Below are 26036 nucleotides of genomic sequence, written 5' to 3' on the forward strand. Positions count from 1 at the left end.
GGGCTATGGTGCGCCAACTCTTTTCTTGGCTCGAACGCGATGTCATCGGCGTTCATGCAGCGGCGTACCTCCTCGGCTTCTCCGCGCTCCTCTCCCAGATCCTAGGGCTCTTGAGGGATAGGCTGCTTGCTGCGAGTTTCGGAGCTTCCGCTCCGCTCGATATCTATTACGCGGCGTTCCGCGTGCAAGACTTCGTCTTTCTCTCCATTGCCTCGCTCGTCTCCCTCTCGGTGCTCATCCCATTCCTCTCGGAGAGGGAAGCGAAGGGGAAGGAGGAGATGAAGAGCTTCCTCGATTCCATCTTCACCGTCTTCTTCGCGGCGATCAGCATCGCGAGCGCGGCTGCATATCTCGCGATGCCTGCTCTCGTACCAATCCTCTTTCCGGGATTTGCAGGCGGAGAGTATGGGCAGGCGATTGTGGAGCTCTCTCGTATACTCCTCCTCTCGCCGGTATTCCTCGGTGTCTCCAACTTGCTTGCGAGCGTGCTCCAGCTCCGGAGGAAATACTTCATCTACGCTCTCTCTCCTCTCCTCTACAACGCAGGAATCATCGCGGGCATCCTAGCCTTCTATCCGCGCTGGGGCTTAAACGGCTTGGGGTATGGCGTGCTTCTCGGTGCCTCTCTCCATCTTGCGATACAGCTCCCGGCAATCATCCGTCTCGGCTTCCTGCCGCGGCCGCGGATTCCAGAGAGCATGGCACTGATTGGGAAGGTGGTGACGCTCTCTCTGCCGCGCACGCTCGCTCTCTCTGCCAATCATCTGGCTTTGGTTGCGCTCACCGCGATTGCCACCCTGATGCATGCGGGCTCCATTGCCATCCTCGCGTTCTCTCTCAATCTGCAGTCAGTCGCTGTCTCTATCATCGGGGCGAGCTACTCCATGGCTGCTTTTCCAGTACTCGCGGCTTCCATAAGCCAAGGGGACCGGGCGGAGTTCCTGAAGCATCTCTATGCGGCAGCGCGACACATCATCTTCTGGTCCTTCCCGGCGGCCATCCTTTTCATCGTGCTGCGGGCGCATGTGGTGCGCGTAGTGCTCGGCGCAGGTTCCTTCGACTGGAATGACACTCGCCTCACTGCCGCCTGTCTCGCTATCCTTGCGTTTGCCATCGTGCCGCAGAACCTCACTCTCCTTTTTATGCGTGCGTACTATGCGCTCGGTAATACGCGCATCCCGCTTCTTGCGGGGTTACTCTCGGCAGCGACGACGATTGCTGCCTCCTTCAGCCTCGTGCCGCTCTTTGAGAGCGCACCCGAGCTGCGCTTCTTCTTCGAATCGCTGCTGCGCGTGGAGGATCTCTCTGGTACGGTGGTGCTCGCGCTTCCTCTCGCGCTCCTCATCGGCTCCCTGGTGGGCTTCATCACCCTCATCCTCTCGGCGCCTCGGCATTTCCCGGGGCTCTCCCGCGCTCTTGGAGCGACCGCGCTCCATAGCTTCTCCGCGGCGGTGGTCATGGGCTTTGTGACCTACAATCTCCTGGGCGAGCTCGGCGCGTTCTTCGGCCTTGAGACGGTCCTAGCACTCTTCCTCCAGGCTGCTGCTGCAGGCATCGTGGGTATCGCAGCAGGAGCGCTCCTGCTTCTCTTGTTCCGGAACGAGGAAGCGGAGGAGATACGGAAGTCCATACGCCGCAGGTTCTGGAAGGACGGGGTCGTGGCTTCTCCAGAGCAATTGTATTAATATCCTTCGAATGCAGAAGAACGTACGAAATTTCTCCATAATCGCGCATATCGACCACGGCAAGTCCACGCTTGCGGATAGGATGCTGGAGTTCACCGGCACCATTGAGAAGCGCAAGATGCGCGAGCAGGTGCTCGACTCCATGGAGCTGGAGCGCGAGCGCGGCATCACCATTAAGATGCAGCCGGTGCGCATGGCGTATTCGCTCGAAGGCGTGCCCTATGAGCTGAACCTCATCGACACTCCGGGGCACATCGATTTCTCCTACGAAGTATCTCGTGCGCTCACTGCGGTGGAAGGCTCGCTCCTCCTAGTGGACGCCACTCAGGGCGTGCAGGCGCAGACTCTGACCACCCTTGGCATGGCCCGGGAGCAGGGCCTCGTTCTCATTCCGGTCTTGAGCAAGATCGATTCGCCGCTTGCGCGTATCACTGAAGTGAAGGAAGAGATCGTACAGCTTCTCGGTTGTGCCATAGAAGACATCGTAGAGACTTCCGGCAAGACAGGTGAGGGGATAGAGAAGCTCCTCTCTGAGATCATCCGTCGCGTGCCGCCGCCTACGGTCGTGGAGAGCAAGGAGCAGAAAGCGCTTGTCTTCGACTTTCAATATTCAAATCATCAGGGCATCATCCTCTATACGCGCGTGTACGAGGGTTCCATCAAGAAAGGGGATGCTCTCGAGCTCAAGGTGGCCAAAGAGCGCTTCTTGGCGCTCGAGGTGGGTACGTTCATGCCTGAGCCGAAAGCCTTGGCTTCGCTGAACGCCGGAGAGATCGGCTATATCGTGACCGGTATCAAGCGCCCGGGCATCGCCTCTGTGGGAGACACGGTGGTACGCGAACGTAGCGCTGTTCCGGCGCTCGAAGGGTACATGAATCCTCGTCCGGTCGTCTGGGCTTCAGTGTACCCGGAAGGACAGGATGACTTCACTGCGCTCCGCCAGGCGCTCGACCGCTTGCGTCTCTCGGACGCCTCGCTTTCTTTTGAAGAAGAACATTCCGGCTCCCTCGGTCGCGGTTTTCGCTGCGGCTTCCTTGGCATGCTCCACTTGGAGATAATCACGGAGCGCCTGCGCCGCGAGTTCGATCTCGATCTCATCATCACCACTCCGAGCATCACCTACGAAGTGGAGGTGAAGAACGGCAAGCGCGAGAAGGTCTACACTCCCTCGCTTTTCCCGGACCACGGCAATCTGAACGCGGTCTTCGAGCCGTGGATCGTGGCGCACCTCATCACTCCTACCGAATACCTCGGCAACATCATGCAGCTGCTCTTCCCGCATGAAGCCATCGTCCAGGAGACCATCACCTTCGGCGACAACCGCACGGAGCTCATCGTGGAGATGCCGCTCCGCGAGCTCATGCGCAACTTCTTTGATGAGCTGAAGAGTGCTTCCTCGGGCTTTGCTTCGCTTTCGTATGAGATAGGGGAGCTGCGGCCGGCGAGCGTGACTCGCCTCGATATCCTGGTGGCGGAGGAGATAGTGCCGGCGTTCTCGCGCGTGGTGGCCACCTCGCGAGCTCAGGAAGAGGCGGAAGCAGCGGTGGAGAAGCTTCACAAGATCTTGCCGCGTCAGATGTTCGTGACCAAGATCCAGGGGCAGGCTCTGGGACGCATCATGTCCTCCCGTACGCTCTCGGCCATGCAGAAGGATGTGACTCAGCACATGTACGGCGGCGATATCACCCGTAAGATGAAGCTCCGCGAGAAGCAGAAGAAGGGTAAGAAGAAGATGCGCGCGTTAGGCTCCGTGAACATCCCGCAGGAGGTGTTCTTGAAGATGCTCCGTTCGGAGGATAAATAAACTTCTAGCCCAGGATCATCGGGAGATAGGCGAGGAGGAGGCCCAGGATGACCAGGATGGAGATGATAGCCCAGATTAACTCGATGCGGCGCTTGTGCTTGGGGTTGAAAAGCATGGGTTTTTGAGGAGAGTGTATAATAGCACGGTGCAGAACCGTCGAGAACAGCAGCTCCCGAAAGCGTGGCGAGTACTCGCCTCCCCGTTCTTCCTGCTGTTTTTGATAGTGTTCGTAGGGCTCGCAGGGAAAGGTTCTTGGAACATGTATCTCAAGAGCCAAGAGGCCCAGGCTGGGAGGGTGGATGTGGAACATCGGCTCGGGAGACTCGAGTCTCGGGCAGCCTTCCTTGAAGGAGAGGTGAACCGGCTTCATACGGAAGCCGGGCTCGAGCTTGCTATCCGGGAGGCTTTTAATGTAAGCAAGGAAGGGGAGAAGGTATACGTAATCGTGGATCATTTCTCCACCACCTCGCTTCCCGACGAGACGGTCACTGAGTCGGTCCTCCGCTGGTTTCGAGATCTTTTTAAGAAAGGAGAATAACGCGGATATAGTTTAGTGGCAGAACTGGTGCTTCCCAAGCATCGGGCGGGGGTTCGATTCCCCCTATCCGCACCGATAGTTTCTCAGTGCTCCGACGGAGTAACCTGTCCTCGGGCTCCGTCTATGGGAATACTTACTCCATTCACGCCCGGACTCATCTTGAGTAAAAGACTTACCGCCTTTGCCACTTCGCTTCCTCCGAGCCACGGACGCAGGGCGCCCTGAGGTACGTTTAGATCCCGAGCTACCCCTTCCACTGTAGTGAGTGGTGCGCTTGGCGGGGGTTCTATGGGCCCATTGAGCAGGCTGTAGAAGAAGAAACCTTCCTTACCGAATTCTTGGGCACGGTGCTTGCTTAGGAAGGGGACGAACGCTTTGGACATGAGGTAGGCGTCTTTGTCGCTCGTATACGCGTCGCCGCTCCCGTGGATACAGGCATCACCGATGAAGACGAAGGTTCCGCCCTTCTTCTCTTGTCGCATGCGGTACAGGGCAGCTTTCGTGACAAGGAGGGGAGCCAGTGCGTTAGCGCCCATGTTCTCATTGAAAGCGACTTCTTCGGCTTTCAGGATCCCTGAAAGAGAATCTTTTTGCGGCTTTGAGACCCTAAACGTAGCCGCGTTATGCACCACTACGTCAGGCGAGATATTTTTAAATATCTTCTCGACGATCTTTTTGTCGGAGAGGTTGCCGCTCACGAGTATCACTTCCGCTCCCTTGCTTTCCGCTTTCTTCTTCGTCTCCTCGGCCTCTTTCTTGCTTGAGTTAAAATGAAGGTAGATATTGTATCCCTCCCGGGCAAGAGAGAGGACGATCTCGGCGCCTATGCGCTTGGCTCCGCCGGTGACGAGGGCCCATTTTCGGTCTTTTGCCATTGTTCCCAGAGGATACCACCCGTCCAGCGAGCGTGCTACAATATCCTTCCTTAACGAACCGAACTATATGAAAAAAGTGACCATATATAGCACGCCTACCTGCACCTACTGCAGCATGGCCAAGGAATTCTTCAAGAATCACAACATTCCGTATACGGAATATAACGTGAAGGATGACCTGGTGAAGCGCAAAGAGATGATCGACCGGAGTCAGCAGATGGGGGTCCCGGTCATCGATATCGATGGCAAGATTACGGTAGGTTTTGATGAAGCGGAGCTCTCGGCAGCCTTGGGACTCTAATCAAAAAGCCGCCCCCAAGGGGGCGGCTTTTTGATTTATTCCGCTGTGGTATAGTCCTCACACGCCCTCGTAGTTCAACGGATAGAACGTCTCCGTCCTAAGGAGTAGATGTAGGTTCAATTCCTGCCGAGGGCACCAGTAACCTCCTCGCTGTTAGGTAAGTTAAGATGCTAAGAGCCTAACCTTTTTCACTATGCCTCTGTCAAAAGTAGTTCGCGCACTACTCATATCCACTGCTCTATTGATCGTACCTTACGTTGCTTCCTTGTTCGTCGACGGGTGGCTATGGACTGGCTTTGATTACGTCTTTGCCTGGGTGATGTTCTCGTTTCTCAGCCTCGGGCTTACTTCCGTCGCAAATAGCACTAAGGATGTCTCGTATAAGGTTGCGACCGGTCTTTCGGTGATAGGGTTGTTTCTGCTCGTCTGGATAAACGGCGCGGTCCAGATCATCGGAGATGTGGGTGACTTCGACAGCCCTAACGGGTTGTACCTCGGGGTACTTGCGGTATGGTTCATCGGCGCCCTCCTATCTCGCTTTAAGTCGCTTGGAATGTCCTACACCCTCTTTGCGATGGCGCTCGTTCAATTCTGTGTACCCCTGATCGCATATCTCTTCTGGCCTCCTTCAGTGTATGCATGGATGCCGAGCGTACTCGGGATCTTCATCCTGAATTCAATATGGGTGATGCTGTTCACGGTATCGGGTTTCTTGTTTCGACAGAGCGCGGAATAGTTTGCGTCGGGTACAGAGAGAGGGGATAATAGCGGAAATGGATAATACGCCTGACCGGGAGATACTCGAGAGATTGTTAAAGCTTGAGCAGGAGAACTATCGGATACTGAAAGCGCTTCGTAGCAGCCAGCGCTGGGGCGTGTTCTGGGGGTTCATTAAATTCTTGCTCCTCATCATTCCGCTCATTATCGCCTACTTCTATCTCCAGCCGTATCTGCAGATGATCTGGGCCACCTACGAGCAAGCTCAGGGCCAACTGACCAATCTGCAGCAGTTGGGGGCCAAAATACCGGACATGGGGGAGCTCTTAAAGCAGTTCCAGCAGGCTCGCCCACAGTAGTCGGATATGTTATAAATCGGGGGTCTCGAATGCCGAGGTAGCTCAGTTGGTTAGAGCATTTGTCTGAAGAACAAAGGGTCGGCGGTTCGAATCCGCCCCTCGGCACATAGTGTATGACACAGCAGGTGTTTGTTATCCATGGGGGAGATACCTTCGATTCATACGAGGAATATCTGGCGTTTCTGCGGGTAAAGAAGGTTGATCTGGAGGGTACGAAGAGGAGGGATTGGAAGAGCTCTCTTTCGGAGCGTCTTGGCGAGGGGTATGAGGTTATCGCTCCGCGGATGCCCAGCAAAGAGAATGCTAAGTATGCGGAATGGAAGATTTGGTTTGAGAAGTTCATTCCACTTCTCGGTGATCAGCCTGTGCTCATAGGCCATTCTTTGGGAGGCATATTCCTTGCGAAGTATTTATCTGAGGAAATCTATCCGCAGAGAATAAGGGCTACTCTACTTGTGGCTGCACCCTATAGCGCAGCGGTTGGCGAGACTCTCGGAGATTTCGTTTTGAAGCCCGATCTCGAAGGCCTCGCTCGTCAGGGAGGCGACCTCTTCCTCTATCACAGTAAGGATGATCCGGTGGTGCCGTTTGTGGATATGGAGGCGTACCGTAAGGCTTTACCGACGACCCAGATACGCGTCTTGGAGAATAGGGGGCACATTAATCAGGAGGAATTTCCAGAATTGATCGAAGATATCAAGAGCCTGCGTTAGCGAAAATAGGAAGCCGCCTTCTGGAAAGGGCTTCCAGAAGGCGGTCAGGAGGTTATCCTCTCGGGAGGAATTTCTTGATAGTCGCGCGCACCCCTTTAGGGAGAGGTATGGCGCGCCGTTTGCCGCGCGAAAGATTGGGACTAGGGAAGAGGATGCGAGTTTCTTGGAACAGGCTACGCACCTTGTCTGTGGTCATGACGGCTGTTCCCGCGATACTGGTCGAGCCGTCGGGCGTACCGCATCGCCAGCTGACCGTCCACCTGAGGCCGTTACGTTGGATACTGATCCATACGGACAGCCTGTAGCTAAGGGTCAGGGTGTCATTTTCTCTCGCTCCGACGAACCAGCCGCTGTTCACGACTCTCTTCTCGACGAGTGTGTGCTTTTCTGCGAGGAGTGCCAAGCTTTTTGCTGCCAACTCATCCCCCTATGTGCTAAGTTCGGAAGAATGCTACCTTCTTCCTGTGGCATGAGTCAACCCTCCTAATCAAAAACCCCGCCTCAAGGCGGGGTTTTTGATTAGGAGGTCTTGATCTTGAGCTTGGTGGACTTTCCCTTGTCGATCTTGGGGAGGCGGATGATGAGGAGTCCGTTCTTCTCGATAGCCTCGGCTTCCTCGGACTCGATCTCGGCGGGGAGAAGGATGGTGCGGGAGAATTCACCCCAGTAGAGCTCCTTGAGGAAGTAGTCCTCGTCGGAGACGGTGCGGCCTTCCTCGCGGCGACCGGTGAGGGTGACCATATCCCGGGTGATGGAGACATCGATGTCCTCAGGGCGAACACCGGCGACCATCGCTTTGATGAAAATATTCTCGGCCGTCTGGTAGACGTCTACGGCGAGTTGGCCCACGCCGCTCTCCTCCTCGATCCACTGGGAAGAAGGGCGAGATTCGCGAGAGACGCTCGTCGTCACGATCTCTTCCTCAACACCCTCGTCTGCATCGACGCTGATGGTGCCAGTGAGCCGCTCAAAGAAGGATTTTTTATCTCGTGCCATAGATGATGATTAATATACGCAAGTTCGGTTGAGGCGCTTCACTTTCTCGAAAAAGAGGAAAAGTATGATGGAGAGCACCCAGACCACGCCGAAAGTCATAAACAGGTTGTTACCGGTGTTCAGTATAAAGAAGTTGAACAGCGTGTGCAACAGACCTGCGAGGATAACTCCAAAAAAGGCGTAGAGAACCTTCTTTCCTCGTGTGGCGCAGAAGGAATAGGCCATAGCGATACCAATGATACTCGAGGAGATTACGTGGAGGAGGGTAGAGCCGATGAAGCGCAGGTTTCCGGTGGCGAGGGTGTCAGCAATGCCTCCTTGGGCAAGCGGAGCGAGCAGGAAGAGTGCATTCTCGATCGCCGCGAAGCCGAGGGCTGCTGTGATCAGGTAGATCATGTTATCCACCGGCTCATCATTCTCTTTCCTGCGTAATGCTCCGATATAGGCTCCGGCGAATTTGAGGATCTCCTCGATGAAGGCCCACAGCAGGATGGTGATGAGAGTGCCGATGGCGAAGTACTGCGTGACAATGTTCTCAAAGAAGAAGGCGGCGGGCACAGCCACAGCGCCTCCCAGGAAGGCCATGGCGATAATCCCTTTGGGTTCGGGATGTCTCTTGTCTTCTTGGAGCCAGAACCAGAGCCAGAGAAAGGCTGGCAGCATGCCGCCGAGGAGGGCGAAGAAGATAGTGGTGATGTCTAACGGGGCCATGATTCTACGATGAGGAGGGATTTAGTGTTAGGAATAGATTTCCAAATCTCTTCGGTGACGAACGGCATGAAGGGGTGGAGGAGCTTGAGGGAATCTCGAAGTATTTTCCTCAGTGCTGTAGCGCGAGAGTTCTTTGCGGTATCGTTGCCTTCTTTGAAGATCAGTTTGCTCTCTTCGAGGATGACACTCGCAAAAGTATCCCAGAGATAATGATATATCTTTTCTGCGGCTAAGTGGATACGGAAGTTCTCTAAGTCTTTGGTGATATCTTCCGCGACCGCAGTGAATTCTTCGAGAAGCTTGGTGTCTGCCGGAACAAGAGGGCCGTCGCTCACTCCTTCGGTCGATTCAAGGACGAAGCGAGTGATGTTCCAGATCTTGTTGGCAAATAATTTATAGCCTCTTACTTTCTGTTCATCGAATTTAACATCGCTGCCGATAGCGCTGCCCACAATAAGTCCCATCCGGAGGGCGTCTGCCCCGTACCTTTCGATCATCTCTAAAGGATCGATGCCATTATTGAGTGATTTGCTGAATTTGCGCCCGTCTTTAGCACGAACCAATCCATGAATGAGGACTTTCTTGAAGGGCGGCTGGCCGAGATGAAAACCGCTCATGAGTATCATGCGCGATACCCATAGCTGGAGTATCTCGTAAGCAGGGGACATGAATGCGGTCGGGTGGTAGGTTTCCAGATCGGGCGTGCGCTCTGGCCAGCCGAGCGTAGAGAATGTCCACAATGCGGAGGAGAACCAAGTGTCAAGCACATCCTCATCTTGCTGCCATCCTTCGCCTTCTGGCGGGGTTACGTCGCAGTACACTTCGCCTTCTCGATACCATACGGGTATGCGGTGACCGAACCATATCTGTCGGGAGATACACCAGTCGTGCAGATTGTCTATCCAGTGGAAGTATGTGTTGCGGAACCCGTCCTGGGGCATCTCTACTGCGCCACTCTCCACCATCTCGCGCATCATCTTCTTGAGCGTGGTGCGGACTCCGTCCTTTTCATACTCCTTGTCGACGGCGATGAACCACTGCTCCATAATCTGCGGTTCGATAACCGCTCCTGTCCGCTCGGAAAGAGCGACGTTATGAACGTAATCTTCGTCTATCCTTTCCACTAAACCCTTTGCTTGGAGCTTCTCGACTATCTTTTCGCGTGCTTCTGTTATCTTCATACCGGCGAATTCGCCAGCAATAGGGAGGAGCTTACCGTACCGGTCGATTATCTGTTCTTTATCCAGATCATGCCGCTCAGCTATCTCAAAATCGACCATGGAATGCCATGGAGTTATGGTCATTACGCCAGTACCTATTTCTGGATCGCTCGCCGTGTCTTTGATGACTGTGGCGGTGGTGGGGCCATTTATCCATTCAAGCTCAATCTTTTGTCCGTGCGTAAACTCAGCATAGCGAGCGTCATCGGGATGTATAACGACATACTTGTCGCCAAATTTGGTTTCTGGTCGGGCTGTAGCGATGATGAACGGGCCGTATTTGAGGTAATAGAACTTGGCTTTTTCTTCCTGATAAATAATTTCATCATCGGAGATAGTAGTCTGTCCCTTGGGGTCCCAATTGACGGCACGGTACCCACGATAAATAAGCCCGGCATCGTGCATTCGCTTAAATGCAGTGAACACGGCGCGATTACGTATCTCATCGAGCGTATACGCATAGCGCGACCAGTCGAGCGAAGCGCCCATGCGCCGTATTTGGCCTAAAATAGTATTCTCGCTATTCTTTGCGAATTCATATACGCGCTTTACCAGTTCTTCGCGACCAAGATCGTGACGGGTCTTACCTTCGTCCTTCTGTAAATTCTTTTCAACGCGGGCTTGTGTGGCAATAGCTGCGGAATCGGTCCCTGGTATCCAAAGAGCTTTTTTACCGCGCATGCGGGCAAAACGCGTCACGATATCTTGCAGCGTATCTTCGTAGGCGTGACCGACGTGCAGCGTTCCAGTGACGTTCGGGGGAGGGAGGACGATGGAAAAAGCTTCTGTGCGTTCGCCAGGAAGATTATCTGGGTTGAAAAAACCGCTCTCCTCCCATTCCTGGTAGATACGTTTCTCGGTTGCTACGGGGTCGTAGGGCTTGAGGAATTTCTCGTCTACGGAGCTTGGTATTTTCTCGCGTTCCTCGGGATTCATAAGGGTGACTATAACAAGAATAAACTTGCAGTTCTAGGTGTCCTTCGCTCTTCTTGGCCAGCTTCTTCTTCGTGAGAATGATGGCGGATTGATGGTGTTGTGTTTGACTAACCAATAAATCCAATGCATCATTGGATTGCTAGCAGAGCCCGCTAGCTTAGAGGAAGGAGATCTTTGATGAGGACGAATCCGGGCCCTGAGTTGGCCCACGTAATGCGGCGGGGTACCGATTTCGGCCCCGTCGTTGCCAGCATGCTCAGCGCTGGCACGGCCAAGAGCCGTGAGGAGGCTGAGAACCTGGTCGATGCCTTCCTGCAGTGGATGTCGCTGGTACCGGCCGTACGGCCTCCCAAGGTCTACGTGATGCTGAAGACGCCGGTCGACGATGTCTTCCATGCGTTTCTCGAGCACGAAGGTCCGTATCGCGACTTCTGCAGCCGCTATCTCGGCTTCGAGGTCAAGCACCACCCGATCAAGGACCCCGGCGGTATCGACCTGCCCCAGAGTGCACGGTTTTCCGTAGGTCTGCTCGAGCGCCACTTCGGCGCCGAGCTCCACCCCATCCTGAAGGACTGGAGGAACCAGCTCGACGGCGAATGCTACGCCGTCAGCTGTATCGTCTGTCCCGAAACCTCGGAAATGGGCCAGACCGTGCAGGCCACCCTTCCCAATGGTGCGACTATCATGCACTAGCCGTAGTATCGGCTGAACGTACAAGCCCGCGAGAGTAACTGCCATAACAAGCAGGACAATCTCGCGGGTTCTTTTTGTGGTAATTTAAGCTTTTATTTTTTTGAACTGTTCGATGATAGTCGCAGGTTACCATCGGCCTTGAAGGAGACGTTCTTTTTCTTGGTCCCACGCTGCTTGAGGAAGCCTGCTACGGCGATCATGACGGCGTTGTCAGTAGTAAGAGAGGGCGCAGGAAGGAAGCAGGAGATATTTCCAAGGCTTTCGGTCATGCTCTTAAGTCCTGCACGGATGTGGCGGTTTGCAGCTACGCCGCCTCCGGCGATGAGCGTCTTGCTCTTGGTCTTAAGGAGCGCCGCTTTCGTCTTTGTGACCAATACTTCGGTCACCGCATCTTCAAACTCTCGGGCGACGCCGCGCTTGGTAGCGTCATCGAGCTTCATATCCTTCAATTTGTACAAGACTGCAGTCTTGAGCCCAGCAAAAGAGAATTCCAGATCCTTGGAGGTAAGCATAGGACGCGGCAGTTCGAGCGCACGAGGGAGTTTCTTGGTGCGGGCTTCTTCTGCGAGCTTGGATATCTCGGGTCCGCCGGGATACGGGAGGCCGAGCATGCGTGCCACTTTGTCGAAGGCTTCTCCAGCGGCATCGTCGCGCGTTGCACCGAGCAGAGAATATTTTCCTGGCTTCTTGATATGGATGAGTTCGGTGTGGCCTCCGGAAATGAGGAGGGCAACTGCCGGGTAACTCACTTTGGAAAGGAGATATTGTTTCGGCTTCTGTTCTACGAGAAGGGAGGAGAAGACATGCCCCTCCATGTGATTGACCGGGATGATGGGCTTGTTCCAGATGAGGGCGAGCGCCTTGGCGATGTTCACGCCGACCCAGAGGGCGGGCTCTAGGCCCGGGCCATGAGTGACAGCAATCGCATCTATGGTCGGGCGGGAGAGGCGCGGGACGAGCGCCATGAAGGCCTCGCGCAGTTCTGGTTCGCGCTCTAGGATCGCCCTCACTTTCTTATCCGTCTTGGCATCAAGCGGCTTCTCCTTAGCGTGGAGTTTCCAGAGCTTGGCTTGGCGGAGTGCTGATTCGAGGAGGGGGATGAGGTTCTTGCCGTGTTCGCGCTTGGCGAGCATGGGTACGACGCCGCCTAAGTGCGCGTGGAGAGAGGCCTGGGAATACAGGGCGTTTCCGAGGATGGAGATACCGGGACTCTTGCTGCCGCCTTTGAAACCGACGATGGCGATGGCGGTCTCGTCGCAGGAGGTCTCAATAGCTAGCACCTTCATATATTCGAGGTATACCTTTCTAAAAGGGAGTTGTCAAAAAGAAAGCGCTCTGCTTGGGGCAGAGCGGGTTGCGAGTAGCGGAAGAGGAAAAGAATTGGCCAGAGCAGGCCTCGATCCTATCAGGTGGGATTCCGAGAGTTACTCCGTATCGACCCTAACATCGATGCACCCGGGATGGGATGATCTAAGCCGTCAGGGTAGCGTAGGCATGCCACGGGACGTTTCCCTTTGTGTTCGGATGGCCCGGCCCTTTTCAGAATCCTCCCCTCAACCGCCACTCGCGAAAACGAGTTTACTCCTCCCTTTTGTGTCTTGTCAAAGTCTACCTAAACCCGCATCCAGGAGAGGACATGTATCCAGAAACGCTTGATGAAGCTGAAGGGTTTGAAGTCCTCCTGGTCTTCTATAGGAGTGGTGGAAGAAGTAGTGGAGGGAACGTCTTGGGTGGAACTCCCGGGTTTGCCCTTGTCGAAAGTGGTGCAGTAACCTTGCTGAGGCTTCTCACAGTAGCGCTTGGTGCAGGCGGCCGCTCCGTTGCTCATACGCGCACAGCTATTGCAACCGTCGTACCAGGTGCGGCAGCTCTCCGGGGGAGTGAAGGTGGCTGGAGCAGGAGGAGTCTTTACTGGACCGCTCTCCTCCGGAGTGCACTCGCCGCGATGGATGAGGGTTGCGCCGTCGCTCCCCATCATGCAGGAGTTGCCGTAGGTCTGGTACTGCGGATAGCAGGGGGTGGTGATGCATTGCACCTGCTTAGCGCCGCATACTGGGTCGTACTGCATGGTGCAGGCTCGCTCGCCTTGCGCAGAAGCGCTTCCAGGCAGGAGCACGGCAGCTGCGAATAATATGGCGAGGCTTATAGCGCGGGTAGAATTCATAACATTATTTAAGACGTAAAAATTCCCTGTATCTTACTTTGGAGCTCTGCTCTACGTGCTGGACTCAAGAAGATGTTCCAGGCGAGGACTACGGTAAGCGTGATGAAGGCGCCTATGCCCGCGAGGAACATGTCTTTCTGCGGGTCCCAGACATCGCCTTGGGCTCCGACGAAATCCACGCTCACCTCTGGATTGACCGTGAGTACGGCGAGCCACTCCAGTACTTCGTAAATAGCCGAGAAGGAGAATACCAAACAGAGGGGGAGCCAATAGTTCCAGAACAGGCCCTTGGCTTGGAGACGATGGAGCGCTTCACGGAGAGGGAAGACGAGGAGAAGTCCGAAGCTGAAGTGGACTAGTCGGTCGAAGGTGTTACGCTCTGTCCCGAACCATTTTCCGATGGTTTCGCCGAAGGGCACTTCTGAGTAGGTATAGTGAGAGCCAAGAACGTGGAGAATGAGGAAGAGGGTGATGAGGGTGTAGGAAGCGCTGGAGAGCCTGAAGTGACGTCCGAAGAGGAGAACGAGGGGGATGGCAAGGAGCACTAGTACATTCTCTAGAAGCCAGCCGTAGCGGGAGAGAGGCTCGATGGCTGCCCAGATCCAGGCGGCGGTGAACAGAAGTGCGAGCAGTTTCTGGTAAGGGGTCATGCGGAAAATTTGCGGAGGAGGTGAGATTCGAACTCACGATACCTTGCGGTATGCCGGTTTTCGAAACCGGTGCATTCGGCCACTCTGCCACTCCTCCTGGTACCGTCGCACCCTACCACTTTTTTGCCGTTTTTTCAAAAAATGGTATAGTGCGGGCGCCTGCCTCTGCAGGCAGGTTTTTTATCGGCCTTATCGTCTAGCCTGGTCTAGGACGCATCCCTTTCACGGATGAAACCCGGGTTCAAATCCCGGTAAGGTCACATTAAGATGTGCTAGGCTGAAGTCATGGAAAAGCCTAACCTCTACGAAGTGGCGGTGACCGCCATCATCCGTAAGGATGGGAAATACCTCATCACCAAGCGTTGTTTGACCAAGAAGCGCTTTCCGGGCGTCTGGACGGTCCCCGGAGGGAAGCTGGAGATGAGCGATTACGCGGATCTTCCCAAGGATACGAAGAATGCCTGGTACGCCGTTCTCGAAAAGACAGTGCGCAGAGAGGTGAGGGAAGAGGTGGGGCTTGAGATAGCGAATGTTCGCTATGTCACCGATCTCATTACACTCGACTTCGAGAACCCGCTCCTCGTCCTCTCTATGATGGCAGACTATGCCTCTGGAGAAGTGGTCCTCCAGAGAGATGAGGCGGATGAATATGCTTGGGTCACTCTGGAAGAGGCCAGAGGGTATGACTTTATCGATGGGATATATGAGGAGATAGAGGCGGCGGAGAAGGCCGTACGCTAGCTTGTATTCAGCTCGGATTCTTGTTAGTTTTTGGAAGTTCGAAGGGCGGTTAGCTCAGTTGGTAGAGCACAATCTTGACGTGATTGGGGTCAGAGGTTCGAATCCTCTACCGCCCACAATAAAAGCATTCTAGTTTTCCTGGGGGCGAAAATATAGCGTACAGGACGCGGTCCTTGTGCTTTATCCTTGTACGAGCCAGAATTGACTCATGTCGATGGAGGATAATTTCATACGGAGGATAGACAGTAATAGGAGGGGGCAAAATCAAGAAAAGAGGCTCTCTTTGGGCTCCGCCATCGCCCGAGAAGCTGTTTTGTCCAAAAAGGCTGCGATTGATCCTGAGGGCTTCCGGGATCTCTATGGTTCTGGGGTAGATGTCGATCAAAAACACGTTGGGGACGTAAAAAGGCAGATAGAGGCGCAGCAAGCGCAAGAGTTAGACGAACAGGCCCTCCATGAATACCGTAAAACCTTGGAACTCGCTTCCGCTCTCGAGTTCCTTGTGTGTGAAGGCATTCGCTCTCATGGATGGCTTGGCACAGAAGCGACCGCGGTCAAGACGGCAGAATACGACGATCTCTTTAATGGTGTTGATCTCGTGGCTGAGTTCAAGCAAAAGACAGGATGGAGGTCCCATCTTGGCCTCGCCATCGATGTGGCTTTCGGAGGGGGTCTTGAGAAGAAGATTATGCGCGTGAAATCGGAGATAGATAAAGGTGTCCTCCCGAAAATAAAATATTTTGCGCTCGGTGATTTTCGTGGCGAACTCAAAGGGGTGCCGCGTGTAGTCGCTGGCCTTGATGGCAAGGCCACTCTCGGGCTTGCCCAGCTTTGGGAAGAACAAAGGGTACGTTTTGCTTCTCACCCCGTCCAATACACTCTGCTGTATGAGATGAGGCTTCAGCTCAAGGTTTTTGGCGAATATGCCGCCAAGACTAATAAGCCGGAGATAGCGGAAGCGTATGGGCGCGCACTTGCGTTGCTCGAAGAAGTCATGCGTCAGAAAGAGCGTGAGCAGGGCCGACCTCAGGAGCTTACTTCGTCGATCGACACCGTCCGTCATCTTGAAGGCGCCTTGCACCAAGTATTCAATTACTAGTTGTAAGTCGCGGTTTTTATGAAAAAAGATCCCATCTCCGCCTCCGTTGAGGTTCTCAAAAAAGATAAATATTTCGGCCCGCTCATCAAGAAGCATGGGCCGCCAGAATTGAAGCGCGGTACGAACGTATTCGAGGCTCTGGTACGCTCCATCGTCTATCAGCAGCTCTCAGGGAAGGCTGCAGCTACCATCTATGGTCGCTTCCGGACGCTTTTCACAAGTAAGAAATTTCCGACTCCAGAAGAGGTGAGTAAGGTGCCTTTTGAGAAACTGCGCTCTGTAGGGCTCTCCAATCAGAAAGCCTCATACATCCTCGACCTCGCTGCAAAATTCGCAGATGGAACCATAGAGCATAAGAAACTCTCACGTATGACCAATGAAGAGATTGTGGCGCATCTTGTCCAGGTGAAGGGTGTCGGCGTATGGACCGTGCATATGTTCCTCATGTTCACGCTGAACCGCCCTGACGTGCTTCCGGTAGGAGACCTTGGGATAAAGAAGGGTTTCCAGATCGTCTACAAGCTGCGCACAATGCCGGAAGCTAAGAAGATGGAGAAGCTTGCTTCTGCATGGCGGCCGCATGCGACTACGGCCTGCTGGTATCTCTGGAGGGCTGCGGACGAGAAGAAATAGGAGCTACGCGTGAAGGTAGAGGTAGATGTCCTCAAGCGCCTTCACTGCGTCACCCGCGGCGATGTTGTTCTGGTGGTAGAGGCCATCGGTGCAATCGCCTGCTGCCCATATGCCGGGGACTGAGGCGCGCTGCGTGCGCGGGTCCACTATGATCTGCCCGATCGGGTTCTTGGCCACTACGTCTTTCATAAAATCAGTGGAGGGGAGGAGGCCGATCTCTACGAATACGCCTTGCACCGCGAGTTCCTTGTTCTCGCCGCTCTCTCTGTCTTTGTACGTAAGACCGCTGATGAAATTTTCTCCCTGGATGGAGAGAGGCTCGGCGTTCAGGACTGCGTGCATCTTGGGATTCTCCAACACCTTCTTTACGGTGACCGGGTCTGCCCGGAACTCGGCGCTCCTGTTGAGGAGGGTGACGCTTTTGGTATAGGCGAGAAGTTGCGCTGCGGTCTCGAAAGCGGCATTACCTCCGCCAATGACAACGGTGTCCATATCGGCGAAGAGTGGGCCATCGCAGGAGGCACAGTAGGTCACTCCCTTATGCTCGAACTGATCCGCTCCTGGGATCTCTAGTCTCCTTCGGGTGCTCCCTGTGGTCACTAGGACGGCCTTGGCTTCATAGGATCCGCCCTTGCTGTCGGTAATGAGGAAAGTCTCACCCTTCTTCTCTACAGAGGCCACACGGAGCCCTGTCTTTATGTCCACCATGTCTCCCGCATAGGCGCGCAGGTGCGCCTCTAGGCTCTTGGCGAGATCCTCTCCGGAGATATTTACCGTACCGATCCAGTTCTCGATGCCCGCAGACACGATGCTCTGTCCGCCGAAGCTCTCGGTGATGAAGAGGGTCTTGAGGCGCTTGCGGGAAGCGTACACGCCTGCAGCGACGCCGCCTGGTCCTCCGCCGATTATCGCCAAGTCATACATCATATAAGGTAGGGAATAGTATAGCAGAGAGGAGTAACGAAGAAACCCGGGTGGACCCCCGGGTTTCGTCTGCTACTTGATCTTACTTCTTCGAAGGAAAGCCGGGACCGCATTCCAGTCATCGTCGTCCTCGGGAGAGACTGGCTTGGTGTCCTTGTTCTCCGGCTGCATGGGCTTCTCAGGGAGGGAGTTGAAGATGCTTGGCTTCTTCGGCTCAGGAGCGTTCTGGGCCTCCATGACCGCCGGATTAGGGCGCTTCAGATTGAACATGGAATCGCTGGCGCGGGGAGAAGCTTCGGGGAAGCCTGAGGCGATGACCGTGACCTTGATTTGGTTCTTCTTGAGCTGCTTGTCCAAAATGGTACCGAACTTGATCTTGGCATTGGGGTCCACGGATTCGGTGACGATCTTGACGATCTCGTTGATCTCCAAGATGCCGAGGTCGTCGCCAGAGGCGATGGCGATGAGGATGCCGCGTGCGCCGTTGACGGAGATGTCGAGGAGAGGGGAGTTGATGGCTGCCTTGGCAGCGTCTTCTGCGCGCTTGTCGCCGTCAGCCACGCCGATGCCGATGAGGGCGGAGCCGCCGTTCTCCATGACGGTGCGGATGTCGGCGAAGTCGGCGTTGATTTCGCCTGGGGTGACGATGAGGTCGGCGATACCCTCCACTGCCTGCCGCAGCACTTCGTTGCACATGGCGAAGGCTGCCTTAGTGGTGGTGCCTTTGTTGGCCACAGTGAGGAGGCGGTCGTTCGGGATCACGATGATGGCATCCACTTCCTTGCGGAGCTCTTCGAGTCCCTGCTCGGCGAGACGTGCGCGCTGGGCGCCTTCGAAACCGAAAGGCTTGGTGACGACCGCGATGGTGAGTGCACCTAATTCCTTTGCGGTACGCGCGACGACAGGAGAAGCACCAGTGCCGGTACCGCCACCCATACCACCAGTGATGAAGACCATGTCAGCACCTTTGAGGGCTTCCTGGATCTCTTCCTTGGTCTCTTCCGCAGAGCGCTTGCCGAGTTCCGGGTTCATGCCGGTGCCGAGGCCGCGGGTGAGATTCTTGCCGATGTGGATCTTCCTCTTGGCGAGAGAGTTGTGAAGGTCCTGCGCGTCGGTGTTCACTACGATGAAATCGACTCCCTTCACGTTGGAGCTGATCATGTGATTGACCGTGTTCTTGCCGGAGCCGCCGCAGCCGACGACCTTGATGCGCGCTGACGTTTCGATTTCCGGAGTGATTTTGGGCATAAGAATATTAAATGTGTAGGGAGGCCTGTATACGAAGAATGATACCAAAGGGGTCTTAAAGCGCTACTTTGAAAAAAGGTCCTTGTGTGTCGTAACGGGCGCAAAACTCCCCGCGACCTGTGGTTGCGGGGAGTTTGCAAGGAAATACGTAAATTACGGGCTTCTAGGGGAGGAACGGCTTGAGGCCTTCGCCGAGGGACTTCCAGAAGCGCTTGCCCATGGAGCCGAAGTTCACATTCTCGCGCGGGCGGGAGGAATCGCCGCTGAAGCCCCAGATGCAGAGTCCGTAGGCCACCGACCAGGTAGCGTCCTTCACTTGCTGCTTGCCACCCTGGGGGACGGTGAGGAGGGCTACCTTGGAGGGGAGCTTGAGCGCAGCCTTGGCGAGGTCCTCGATGCTCGAGAGACCAGAGCCGCCGCCGGTGATGATGATGCCAGCAGGGAGGAGTCCGCTCCGGCCGAGTTTTTTCAAATGGGCTTCGATGAGGTCGAAAATATCGGAGAGACGCGCCACCACGATCTCGTCCAAACGTTTCTTGGAAAAATTAGTATTGGTGATGGCGCCGAGTTTGATGCGCTCGGCCTCTTCGAGGGAAACCTTGAGGCCCAGGGCGATGTCGTTGGTGATATCAGTAGAGCCGATGGGGAAGACCTCGAGGGAAACTGGTGCTCCGTTCTCGTAGACCACGATGGAGACGGTCTCGGCGCCGATGTTAGCAAGGACGCAGCCGGCCATCTTCTGAGTCTTGGTGAGTGAGACGAGGGAAGCAGCGATGGGTGCAGCCATCGCGTCCACTACTTCGACGCCCGCGTTCTCTACTGCCTGGATGAGGTCCTGGAGATGCTTGTCGAGATAGGTGACGAAGAGCATGCGCACTTCCACCTTCATGGCCTTGAGGCCTACTGGACGATTGCCGAGCACGTCGCGTCCATCCGTCTTGTAGTGGAGCGGGATGGGGTGGAGGATGCGGCGATTGATGATGGCATTCTGGGGGATGGCCAGGCGCGCGGCTTCGTGCGCCTTGTCCACGTCGAGGTCAGAGATCTCTGCATCCCCGCGGGAGACCACGGCGCTCCCCGAGCTTATAATCGATTCGAGGCCTACTCCGCCCACGGCGAGGAAGGCCTCTTTGATCTTAATCTGCGCCTGCTTCTCGGCTTCGGCTACTGCTAGTCGTACGCTCTCAGCCACTTCGGCGTCGCTTACGATGTAGCCGTGGCGGAGGCCTTTGGACTCGACACAGGCGGTGGCGAGGATCTTGGGCAGGTCTTTGTCGTTCGTGCGCTCACACACCACCACTTTTATGTTGTGTGAGCCAATGTCGATGCCGGTTCGGATATCGCGTGCCATTGTGCTGAAGCAACGCGCGGGTATCGGATCCGGTCTTTAGATCTTAAAGCGTGTACGCACCCGCTGCTCGTTGCGCTCCATTGTACTACCGTGGTCGTGTCCTTTCAAATGAAAAAGTCCGTGGATAAGAAGAAAGGCGAGAAGATTCGGAAAGGTGCGTGAGAAAAGCTTCGTTTCCTTTTTGATTTTCGCGAGGCAGATGATCAGTTCTCCTTCGTTCTTCGAAAGAGAGAAGGAGAGGATGTTGGTCGGCTTGTCTTTGCTGCGGTAGATGCGGTTGAGCGCGCGCGATCGAGCTGGGCTTACGAAAGCGATGGAGAGGCGATAGCTCTTTCCGAGCACTGCCTCTTTGAGAGACGCAAAAGGAAGCCGGGGTACGGCTTCCTTAGTGCTGCGAGCGAGAGTGACGTTGTCGCGCATCAGGCGGTTTAGCGCTTGCGACCGCGTACCGGCTCAGGAGGGAGCTTGCCGAGCTTGGCGAGCTTCTCGTACTTAGCCTTGCGGGTGAGAGACTTGAGTGTGCGCTTCTTGCGGATGAACTTGGTGAGCGGACGCGCGCTGTAGCGGATGCTACGGACACGAGGGAGGATGCCAGCACCCTGCACGCGCTTGGTGAAGCGGCGGATGATGCTCTGGCTGTTCTCGTTGCTATTGCGCACTACTTCGACGTTTATCATAGCGAGGAGCCTACCATATTCCACCCCTTCTCTGCAACGCGGGGGCTCTAGCGGCGACCCTGACGGAGATAGGCGGGGAGCTGTAAAAGGGGGATGGTTTCCTGGGAGCGGGTCTTCATATGGCGCACGATGGCGCTGCCTTCCAGGGCTTCTTTCTGACCGATGATGATGGTATAGGGGATAGCCATCTTCTCAGCCACCATGATCTGCGCGGACATGCGGTCCTTGGGGAGCGCCTGGAGGACCGGAATCTTTGCTTGGCGGAGCACCTCGATTGCGGCGAGGCTCTGGAGCTTGGCGTCGAAGCCGAGCTGGATGAGATAGGCGGCAGGAGGCTTTAGCTGCTGCGTGTCCTTCTTCGGCTCCGCAAGTCCGAGGCCTCCCAAGGAGAGCGAGATGCCCACTGCATAGATATCCTTCTTGGAGCCGAATTTCTTGCCGAGGTCGTCATAGCGGCCGCCCTTGGCGAGGAGCGCGGAGTGGAGCTTGCCCTTCATCTTGCGGCTATTCGGCTCTTCTGTGTGTATCTCGAAGATGGTCTTGGTATAGAAATCCTTGCCGCCTACCAGGCAGTGGTTGATGCCGTAGGGCATGCGCATGCTCTCGAGGAACTCGAGCACTTCGCTGAAGTGCGTGCGGCTGGTCTCGGAGAGGGAGCCCATGGGCTTCGGCGCTGCTTCCGTGAGGATATTGCACTTCTCGTGCGCATTCACGCACTCAAGCGTGCGGAAGATATCCTTCTTCTTGAGATGCGCTTTGCAGGCTGCGGGGATGTCGGCGAGGTGCTTGTTGCAGTAGTTGCCGAATTCGCGGGAGAAGCGGGCGATGGATTCGCGATCCCCGAGGCTGTTCAATTCCACGTAGAGCTTCTCGAAGCCGAGTTCTTCCAGGATGATGCTGGTGGTCTTGAAGAGGATAGCTTCGGCGATACTCTTGCTTGATCCGATGATCTCAAGAGAGAAGAAGACGCCCTCCTTGCCCCCGTAATTCTCCCGAGGGAGCTGCTTGGGGAGCGGTTCGCTGTGATACAGGAGAAGGGGCTGGGGAAGGGTGCCGAGGTTGTGCTTCACGTAGGCTTCCAGGATGTTCTGTCGCTTGGCTTCTCCAGGGACGCCATCTTTGCCGAGATGAAGCTTCTTACCCTTAAGCTCTCCTTCAAGAAGAGAGGAGAGCGGAGAGAAACCGTAGTAACGGGCGATTTCGCGGGCTTTTTCGTAACGACGGAGATTCTCTGGAGAGGCTTTGGGCATGGTCACTTGGTCTCGATCACTCCTGGGAAGAGATCAGCCTTGGGAAGCGGGAAGAGGCGTATGAAAGCGCGTCCGATGATGTTGTCGCGCGGAAGCGCTCCCCAGGCACGTGAGTCGGAGCTCGCGGCGCGATTGTCACCCATGACGAAGTATTCCTCTGCTCCCAAAGTCATCTCCCCATCATCCTCGCGGGGGAAGCGGATGTAGGACTGGTCGAGGGCGAAGCCTTTGGGATACACGCTGTTCTTTATGGTCACTTCGCCTTGGCTGATCTCTACGGTCTCTCCAGGGAGTCCCACGATGCGCTTGATGAAATACTTAGAAGGGTCCTTGGGGTAGCGGAAGATGATCACGTCGCCGCGCTCAGGCTCGGAGAAATGATAGCTGAGGCGGTCTACCACCAGATATTCGCCGGTATCGAAGGTTGGCTCCATGGATGCACCCGAGACGATGAAGGGTTCAGCGACGAAGAGACGGATGGGGACGATGATCGCGAGAGTCAGGAAAGCGAAACGAGCCATTTCTTGAAGGAGCGAAGGCTGTTTCGTTTCCATACGTGGGAGAATTGTAATACGCCGGTGTATGGTCTACAAGGCGCGAGAGCTTTTCTTTGTGTTCTGCTACACTATCCCCATGTCGTATCTGATAGTCGGTCTCGGGAATCCTGGAAGAGAATATGAAAACACGCGGCACAACGCGGGACAGATGATGTGTGCGGCGATTGCGGAACGTTTCAAATTCAAAGAAGGGAAAGAGAGTACTAAAGCGAAAGGAATGGAGCGCTCTGGCGAGATTGCGGAGAAGAAAGTGACACTACTCACGCCAGGAGAGTTCATGAACAACTCTGGCCGCTCCGTGAAGCCCTACATAAAGACTCCAAAGGATCTGGAGCGTCTCGTGGTCATCTACGACGAACTCGATCTACCCTTCGGCCGTATCAAACTCTCCTATGGCCGCAGCGCAGGCGGGCACAATGGGCTAGATTCCGTCATTAAAGCTCTGAAGAGCAAAGATTTTCTGCGCATTCGCATCGGAGTTTCTCCTGCGACTGCAGGCGGCAAGCTCAAGAAACCTCATGGTGAGCAGGAGGTAGTCGATTTCATACTGGGAAAGTTCTCCAAGAAGGAGAACGATGAGCTTACGAAAGTCGCAAAGACCGTAGGGGACGCGGTGGAGACTTTTATATCTGAAGGAAGGGAGCTGGCGACGGGGAAGTTTAATCAGTAAACAAAAAGCCCCGCCGGTAGGCGGGGCTTTTTGTTTGTTACATTAGGAATCTTTATTTCTTCGCCACGAACGACAGCGTCATCTTCTGTTCCTTGGGTTCGAAGAAGGTGATCTTGAAGGAGTAGTTCTTGCCGAGTTCGAGAGAGCTCTTGAGTTTCTCATCACTTCCAAACTCCGAGACATGCACGAGACCTGCAACACCTTCCTCAATCGAGGCGAGTGCACCGTGCTTGTTGTACTTAATGATGACGCCTTCTACGGTGTCATCCTTCTTGTACTTCTCGCCGGCTTCCTTCCACGGGTTGGCTTTGAGCGCCTTCACCGAGAGGGAGATCTTGCTGTCCTTAACGTCGATGACCTTCACTTTGACCTTGTCGCCCACCTTGAAGTGCGCGCGAGGGTCTTCTACGAGGCCCCAGTCGATCTCAGAGATGTGCACGAGTCCCTCGAGGCCTTCCTCGAGCTTCACGAACACGCCGAAGTCTACGGTGCCAGTGACGGTACCCTCTACGGTGTCGCCGACTTCATACTTACTGATGATCTCCTGCTTCTCCTTTTGAGACGGGCTCTTCTCGGAGAAGATGAGCTTACCTTCCTTAGGAGTGGAGCCGATGATGGTGACAGAGAGGGAAGTACCGACAAGTTTCTTCAACTCATCATAGATCTTGTCCTTGTCGCCGTCCTCAACACGGGGATAGTGCTCGCTCTTGAGCTGGGAAGCAGGGAGGAAGCCCTGGATGCCCTGCCACTCGAGGATGAGTCCGCCCTTGTTGGCGTCTACCACCTTGAGTTCAAGGAGACGCTTTTCCTTGATGATGTCTTCCGCTTCGCTCCAGATGAGGGCCTGACGGGCTTCCTTGAGGGAGAGCTCGATGTAGCCGTCTTCGTTGCCAGCATCCACCACCTTGGCGGCGATGTTGTCACCGATGTTCACGCGGCGGAGGATGTCACGTGCGTTCAAATATTCGCGGCCGTAGATGATACCGGTGCCGAAGGGGGGCAAGTCGATATACACCGCAGACTTTTCAATCGCGATGACGGGACCCTCTACGATGTCGCCGACGGAAGGGGGAGTAGCAGTCTCCTCCAAGATCTTGTCCATCGGACCTGCTTTCCTGACCTTCACCCCGCTCTCCTCTGCTTCGAGTTCGGCATTCTTGCCGTTCATTTCATTATCCATATAGGTTTTCCTGAAGTGGAGGCCGAGGGCGTCGGTCGTGTCGGGAGCCCTCAGGTTTACTTCCACAGCGGCTAGTAATGGAATACGGGGAGTATACGTATTTTGGGGGTTTTGTGAAGGGCGACAAAAAAGATCAGTCCCGACGCGCTCCACCCTTGGAATATTCCAAAAGGTTTTGCGCGTCGGGACGGATGGGGCTGATTGCCATCTGCTGATGCTCAGCCTCCAAGGCTAGTTCATCTTCTTGAGAGCGTGCATCGAACCTCCCTAAAAGTTACCTCCTTTGTAATCTCACTATTTGTAAAAATCAATGTCAAGTTAATTCTCTGGAATTAAAAATACCCTTTCGGACTCGTGAAGGTGAGTCTGAAAGAGTAGGGAGATCCCCGCCGCCCTCGCGGCGGGGATCCAGCTTGGTCGTTGCGCTTAGCGCGCGGCGCCGGTCGCCAGATGGTTCAGGGTGATGCCCTGACTGGCACGGGTGGCGCCGACGCTGATCGGATGACGGGAGCGGGCGCGCCGATCGTTCTTGGCGCCGGTGGTGGTCGACATGTCCGAGGCCTGAAGCACGAGGCCGGGCATCTGGTTGTGCGACGACGGCGGCCCGGTGTGGGCCGAGTGGAGACGGGGCATGAGACACTCCCTTGGTTTCTGGGTGACCAGCACGTCCTTTCGACGGAGTCTGTTGCGCAGGGTCTCCGTGGCGTCCCGAAGGACAAAGAACGTGGATCGTCTATAAGCCTAGCACCAGTGTAAAACTCTGCAAGTATGGAAGTATTTTCTATCCACACTAAAAAAAGTGAAAGACCCCGGTGCACTACGGCATCGCGGGGTCCCTTGGGGTCGCTGAAACTCGGCTACAGTATCTTTTTAGAAAGAGCGGGTCCGCTCTCTGCGTGCCTGCCATTACCGTCATCCGCTCGACCGGCATGATCGAGGGGAGGGATAGCCTTGTGCACCCGTGGCGGCGGGGCAAGACCTGACGATGGAAAGCGGGATGGCAGAGAACGGACCCTGCCAGGATTCTGTGGTTAAAGGGGAAATAATGCAAATACCATTTCTCCTCCAGGCTTTAAAAACAAAAACCCCGGCCAAAATGGTCGGAGCGGGCAAACAGAATGAACGAAGAACAAAGAGGGCCAAGAGGTGGCCGCAGCAGCCTGAGGACCCGAAGGCCTATCCGACTGCCGCGAGCCACGTCCTGGCGGACTCAGGATGGAGACATGGGGTCCCCTCCTTCGTCCACAAGCTATAGCAGCACAAGTTCCCCTGCGGGGCATGGACTGCTAGGAATCGCCGGGCGGCGGAAGTTTTGAAGGTCTCCCTTAAGGAGTTCTTCCGCCG

At 55.3% G+C, this 26036-nt stretch carries 28 protein-coding genes and 6 tRNA genes; 17 read left to right on the plus strand and 17 right to left on the minus strand.

Features of this window, described 5'->3' with window-relative positions; genetic code table 11:
* Positions 1-5 precede the first annotated feature (5 nt).
* The 4 genes from K8Q93_02075 to K8Q93_02090 all read left to right on the plus strand — a co-directional run bounded on the left by K8Q93_02075 (position 6) and on the right by K8Q93_02090 (position 4099).
* The gene (locus K8Q93_02075; GenBank protein ID MCE9644010.1) at positions 6-1685 is read left to right on the plus strand and encodes a hypothetical protein; all 1680 of its coding nucleotides are present in this window, start codon (positions 6-8) and stop codon (positions 1683-1685) included.
* A gap of 10 nt (positions 1686-1695) precedes the next feature.
* A complete protein-coding gene (lepA, locus tag K8Q93_02080; GenBank protein ID MCE9644011.1) occupies positions 1696-3489 on the plus strand; it encodes a translation elongation factor 4 in 1794 nt (597 codons plus the stop codon).
* Between the two features lie 145 nt (positions 3490-3634).
* On the plus strand, positions 3635-4027 hold the full coding sequence (locus K8Q93_02085; GenBank protein MCE9644012.1) for a septum formation initiator family protein: 393 nt from the start codon (positions 3635-3637) through the stop codon (positions 4025-4027).
* A 1-nt stretch (position 4028) separates the two neighbouring features.
* Positions 4029-4099: transfer RNA gene (locus K8Q93_02090), tRNA-Gly, on the plus strand.
* Between the two features lie 11 nt (positions 4100-4110).
* Here K8Q93_02090 and K8Q93_02095 read toward each other — a convergent pair.
* Positions 4111-4902, minus strand: a complete 792-nt coding sequence (locus tag K8Q93_02095) for an SDR family oxidoreductase (GenBank protein ID MCE9644013.1) — start codon at positions 4900-4902, stop codon at positions 4111-4113.
* 67 nt (positions 4903-4969) lie between these two features.
* Between K8Q93_02095 and K8Q93_02100 the strand changes: the two genes are divergently transcribed.
* The 6 genes from K8Q93_02100 (at position 4970) to K8Q93_02125 (ending at position 6992) form a co-directional block, all read left to right on the plus strand.
* The gene (locus K8Q93_02100) at positions 4970-5203 is read left to right on the plus strand and encodes an NrdH-redoxin (GenBank protein ID MCE9644014.1); all 234 of its coding nucleotides are present in this window, start codon (positions 4970-4972) and stop codon (positions 5201-5203) included.
* 63 nt (positions 5204-5266) lie between these two features.
* Positions 5267-5341: transfer RNA gene (locus K8Q93_02105), tRNA-Arg, on the plus strand.
* A 181-nt stretch (positions 5342-5522) separates the two neighbouring features.
* Positions 5523-5939 carry a hypothetical protein gene (locus K8Q93_02110; GenBank protein MCE9644015.1) on the plus strand — a complete coding sequence of 139 codons (417 nt, stop codon included), beginning with the start codon at positions 5523-5525 and terminating at the stop codon, positions 5937-5939.
* 37 nt (positions 5940-5976) lie between these two features.
* Entirely contained in the window at positions 5977-6279 is a 303-nt protein-coding gene (locus tag K8Q93_02115) for a hypothetical protein (GenBank protein MCE9644016.1), read from the plus strand.
* 31 nt (positions 6280-6310) lie between these two features.
* Positions 6311-6384, plus strand: a tRNA-Phe gene (locus K8Q93_02120).
* 8 nt (positions 6385-6392) lie between these two features.
* On the plus strand, positions 6393-6992 hold the full coding sequence (locus K8Q93_02125; protein MCE9644017.1) for an alpha/beta hydrolase: 600 nt from the start codon (positions 6393-6395) through the stop codon (positions 6990-6992).
* A gap of 52 nt (positions 6993-7044) precedes the next feature.
* Here K8Q93_02125 and K8Q93_02130 read toward each other — a convergent pair whose 3' ends face one another.
* The 4 genes from K8Q93_02130 to K8Q93_02145 all read right to left on the minus strand — a co-directional run bounded on the left by K8Q93_02130 (position 7045) and on the right by K8Q93_02145 (position 10855).
* Complete coding sequence (locus K8Q93_02130; GenBank protein ID MCE9644018.1) at positions 7045-7410, minus strand: hypothetical protein; 366 nt, start codon at positions 7408-7410, stop codon at positions 7045-7047.
* Between the two features lie 101 nt (positions 7411-7511).
* Positions 7512-7988 carry an Hsp20/alpha crystallin family protein gene (locus K8Q93_02135; protein MCE9644019.1) on the minus strand — a complete coding sequence of 159 codons (477 nt, stop codon included), beginning with the start codon at positions 7986-7988 and terminating at the stop codon, positions 7512-7514.
* Between the two features lie 9 nt (positions 7989-7997).
* Complete coding sequence (locus tag K8Q93_02140) at positions 7998-8699, minus strand: PrsW family intramembrane metalloprotease (protein MCE9644020.1); 702 nt, start codon at positions 8697-8699, stop codon at positions 7998-8000.
* A complete protein-coding gene (locus K8Q93_02145) occupies positions 8687-10855 on the minus strand; it encodes a valine--tRNA ligase (protein MCE9644021.1) in 2169 nt (722 codons plus the stop codon). The genes K8Q93_02140 and K8Q93_02145 overlap by 13 nt, the downstream gene beginning before the upstream one ends.
* Positions 10856-11107: 252 nt before the next feature.
* Between K8Q93_02145 and K8Q93_02150 the strand changes: the two genes are divergently transcribed.
* Positions 11108-11548, plus strand: coding sequence for a hypothetical protein (locus tag K8Q93_02150; GenBank protein ID MCE9644022.1), 441 nt, complete (start codon positions 11108-11110; stop codon positions 11546-11548).
* 92 nt (positions 11549-11640) lie between these two features.
* Here the strand turns inward: K8Q93_02150 and K8Q93_02155 are convergent, their stop codons facing one another.
* The 4 genes from K8Q93_02155 to K8Q93_02170 all read right to left on the minus strand — a co-directional run bounded on the left by K8Q93_02155 (position 11641) and on the right by K8Q93_02170 (position 14459).
* Positions 11641-12834: a tRNA (adenosine(37)-N6)-threonylcarbamoyltransferase complex transferase subunit TsaD gene (locus tag K8Q93_02155; protein MCE9644023.1), complete on the minus strand. Its 1194-nt coding sequence runs from the start codon at positions 12832-12834 to the stop codon at positions 11641-11643.
* Between the two features lie 326 nt (positions 12835-13160).
* Entirely contained in the window at positions 13161-13712 is a 552-nt protein-coding gene (locus K8Q93_02160; protein ID MCE9644024.1) for a hypothetical protein, read from the minus strand.
* Positions 13713-13720: 8 nt separating this feature from the next.
* The gene (locus K8Q93_02165) at positions 13721-14362 is read right to left on the minus strand and encodes a DUF2238 domain-containing protein (GenBank protein ID MCE9644025.1); all 642 of its coding nucleotides are present in this window, start codon (positions 14360-14362) and stop codon (positions 13721-13723) included.
* A 12-nt stretch (positions 14363-14374) separates the two neighbouring features.
* Positions 14375-14459, minus strand: a tRNA-Ser gene (locus K8Q93_02170).
* 88 nt (positions 14460-14547) lie between these two features.
* Here K8Q93_02170 and K8Q93_02175 point away from each other — a divergent pair.
* From K8Q93_02175 to K8Q93_02195, 5 genes are all read left to right on the plus strand, one after another.
* Positions 14548-14622 (plus strand) — tRNA-Glu (locus tag K8Q93_02175).
* Between the two features lie 25 nt (positions 14623-14647).
* Positions 14648-15103 carry an NUDIX domain-containing protein gene (locus K8Q93_02180; protein ID MCE9644026.1) on the plus strand — a complete coding sequence of 152 codons (456 nt, stop codon included), beginning with the start codon at positions 14648-14650 and terminating at the stop codon, positions 15101-15103.
* 43 nt (positions 15104-15146) lie between these two features.
* A tRNA-Val gene (locus K8Q93_02185) sits at positions 15147-15219 on the plus strand.
* A gap of 92 nt (positions 15220-15311) precedes the next feature.
* Positions 15312-16202, plus strand: a complete 891-nt coding sequence (locus tag K8Q93_02190) for a hypothetical protein (protein MCE9644027.1) — start codon at positions 15312-15314, stop codon at positions 16200-16202.
* Between the two features lie 18 nt (positions 16203-16220).
* On the plus strand, positions 16221-16835 hold the full coding sequence (locus K8Q93_02195; GenBank protein ID MCE9644028.1) for a DNA-3-methyladenine glycosylase: 615 nt from the start codon (positions 16221-16223) through the stop codon (positions 16833-16835).
* A gap of 3 nt (positions 16836-16838) precedes the next feature.
* On the opposite strand, the gene K8Q93_02200 is transcribed toward K8Q93_02195, so the two are convergent.
* The 7 genes from K8Q93_02200 to lepB all read right to left on the minus strand — a co-directional run bounded on the left by K8Q93_02200 (position 16839) and on the right by lepB (position 22839).
* Positions 16839-17762 (minus strand): FAD-dependent oxidoreductase, encoded by a 924-nt coding sequence (locus K8Q93_02200; protein ID MCE9644029.1) that lies wholly within the window; start codon positions 17760-17762, stop codon positions 16839-16841.
* A gap of 69 nt (positions 17763-17831) precedes the next feature.
* The gene (ftsZ, locus tag K8Q93_02205) at positions 17832-19007 is read right to left on the minus strand and encodes a cell division protein FtsZ (GenBank protein MCE9644030.1); all 1176 of its coding nucleotides are present in this window, start codon (positions 19005-19007) and stop codon (positions 17832-17834) included.
* A 163-nt stretch (positions 19008-19170) separates the two neighbouring features.
* Positions 19171-20358, minus strand: a complete 1188-nt coding sequence (locus K8Q93_02210; GenBank protein MCE9644031.1) for a hypothetical protein — start codon at positions 20356-20358, stop codon at positions 19171-19173.
* Between the two features lie 36 nt (positions 20359-20394).
* On the minus strand, positions 20395-20778 hold the full coding sequence (gene ybeY, locus K8Q93_02215) for an rRNA maturation RNase YbeY (protein MCE9644032.1): 384 nt from the start codon (positions 20776-20778) through the stop codon (positions 20395-20397).
* An 8-nt stretch (positions 20779-20786) separates the two neighbouring features.
* Positions 20787-21035: a hypothetical protein gene (locus tag K8Q93_02220; protein MCE9644033.1), complete on the minus strand. Its 249-nt coding sequence runs from the start codon at positions 21033-21035 to the stop codon at positions 20787-20789.
* A 47-nt stretch (positions 21036-21082) separates the two neighbouring features.
* Complete coding sequence (locus tag K8Q93_02225; protein ID MCE9644034.1) at positions 21083-22285, minus strand: ATP phosphoribosyltransferase regulatory subunit; 1203 nt, start codon at positions 22283-22285, stop codon at positions 21083-21085.
* Positions 22286-22287: 2 nt separating this feature from the next.
* Positions 22288-22839, minus strand: a complete 552-nt coding sequence (gene lepB / locus K8Q93_02230) for a signal peptidase I (protein ID MCE9644035.1) — start codon at positions 22837-22839, stop codon at positions 22288-22290.
* A gap of 79 nt (positions 22840-22918) precedes the next feature.
* On the opposite strand from lepB, the gene pth reads away from it, so the two are divergent.
* Entirely contained in the window at positions 22919-23512 is a 594-nt protein-coding gene (pth, locus tag K8Q93_02235; protein ID MCE9644036.1) for an aminoacyl-tRNA hydrolase, read from the plus strand.
* Between the two features lie 52 nt (positions 23513-23564).
* On the opposite strand, the gene K8Q93_02240 is transcribed toward pth, so the two are convergent.
* On the minus strand, positions 23565-24692 hold the full coding sequence (locus K8Q93_02240; GenBank protein MCE9644037.1) for a S1 RNA-binding domain-containing protein: 1128 nt from the start codon (positions 24690-24692) through the stop codon (positions 23565-23567).
* Positions 24693-26036 lie beyond the last annotated feature (1344 nt).

The organism is Candidatus Parcubacteria bacterium (assembly GCA_021414235.1).
Taxonomy (GTDB): domain Bacteria; phylum Patescibacteriota; class Minisyncoccia; order Phycocordibacterales; family JAKFXT01; genus JAIOOV01.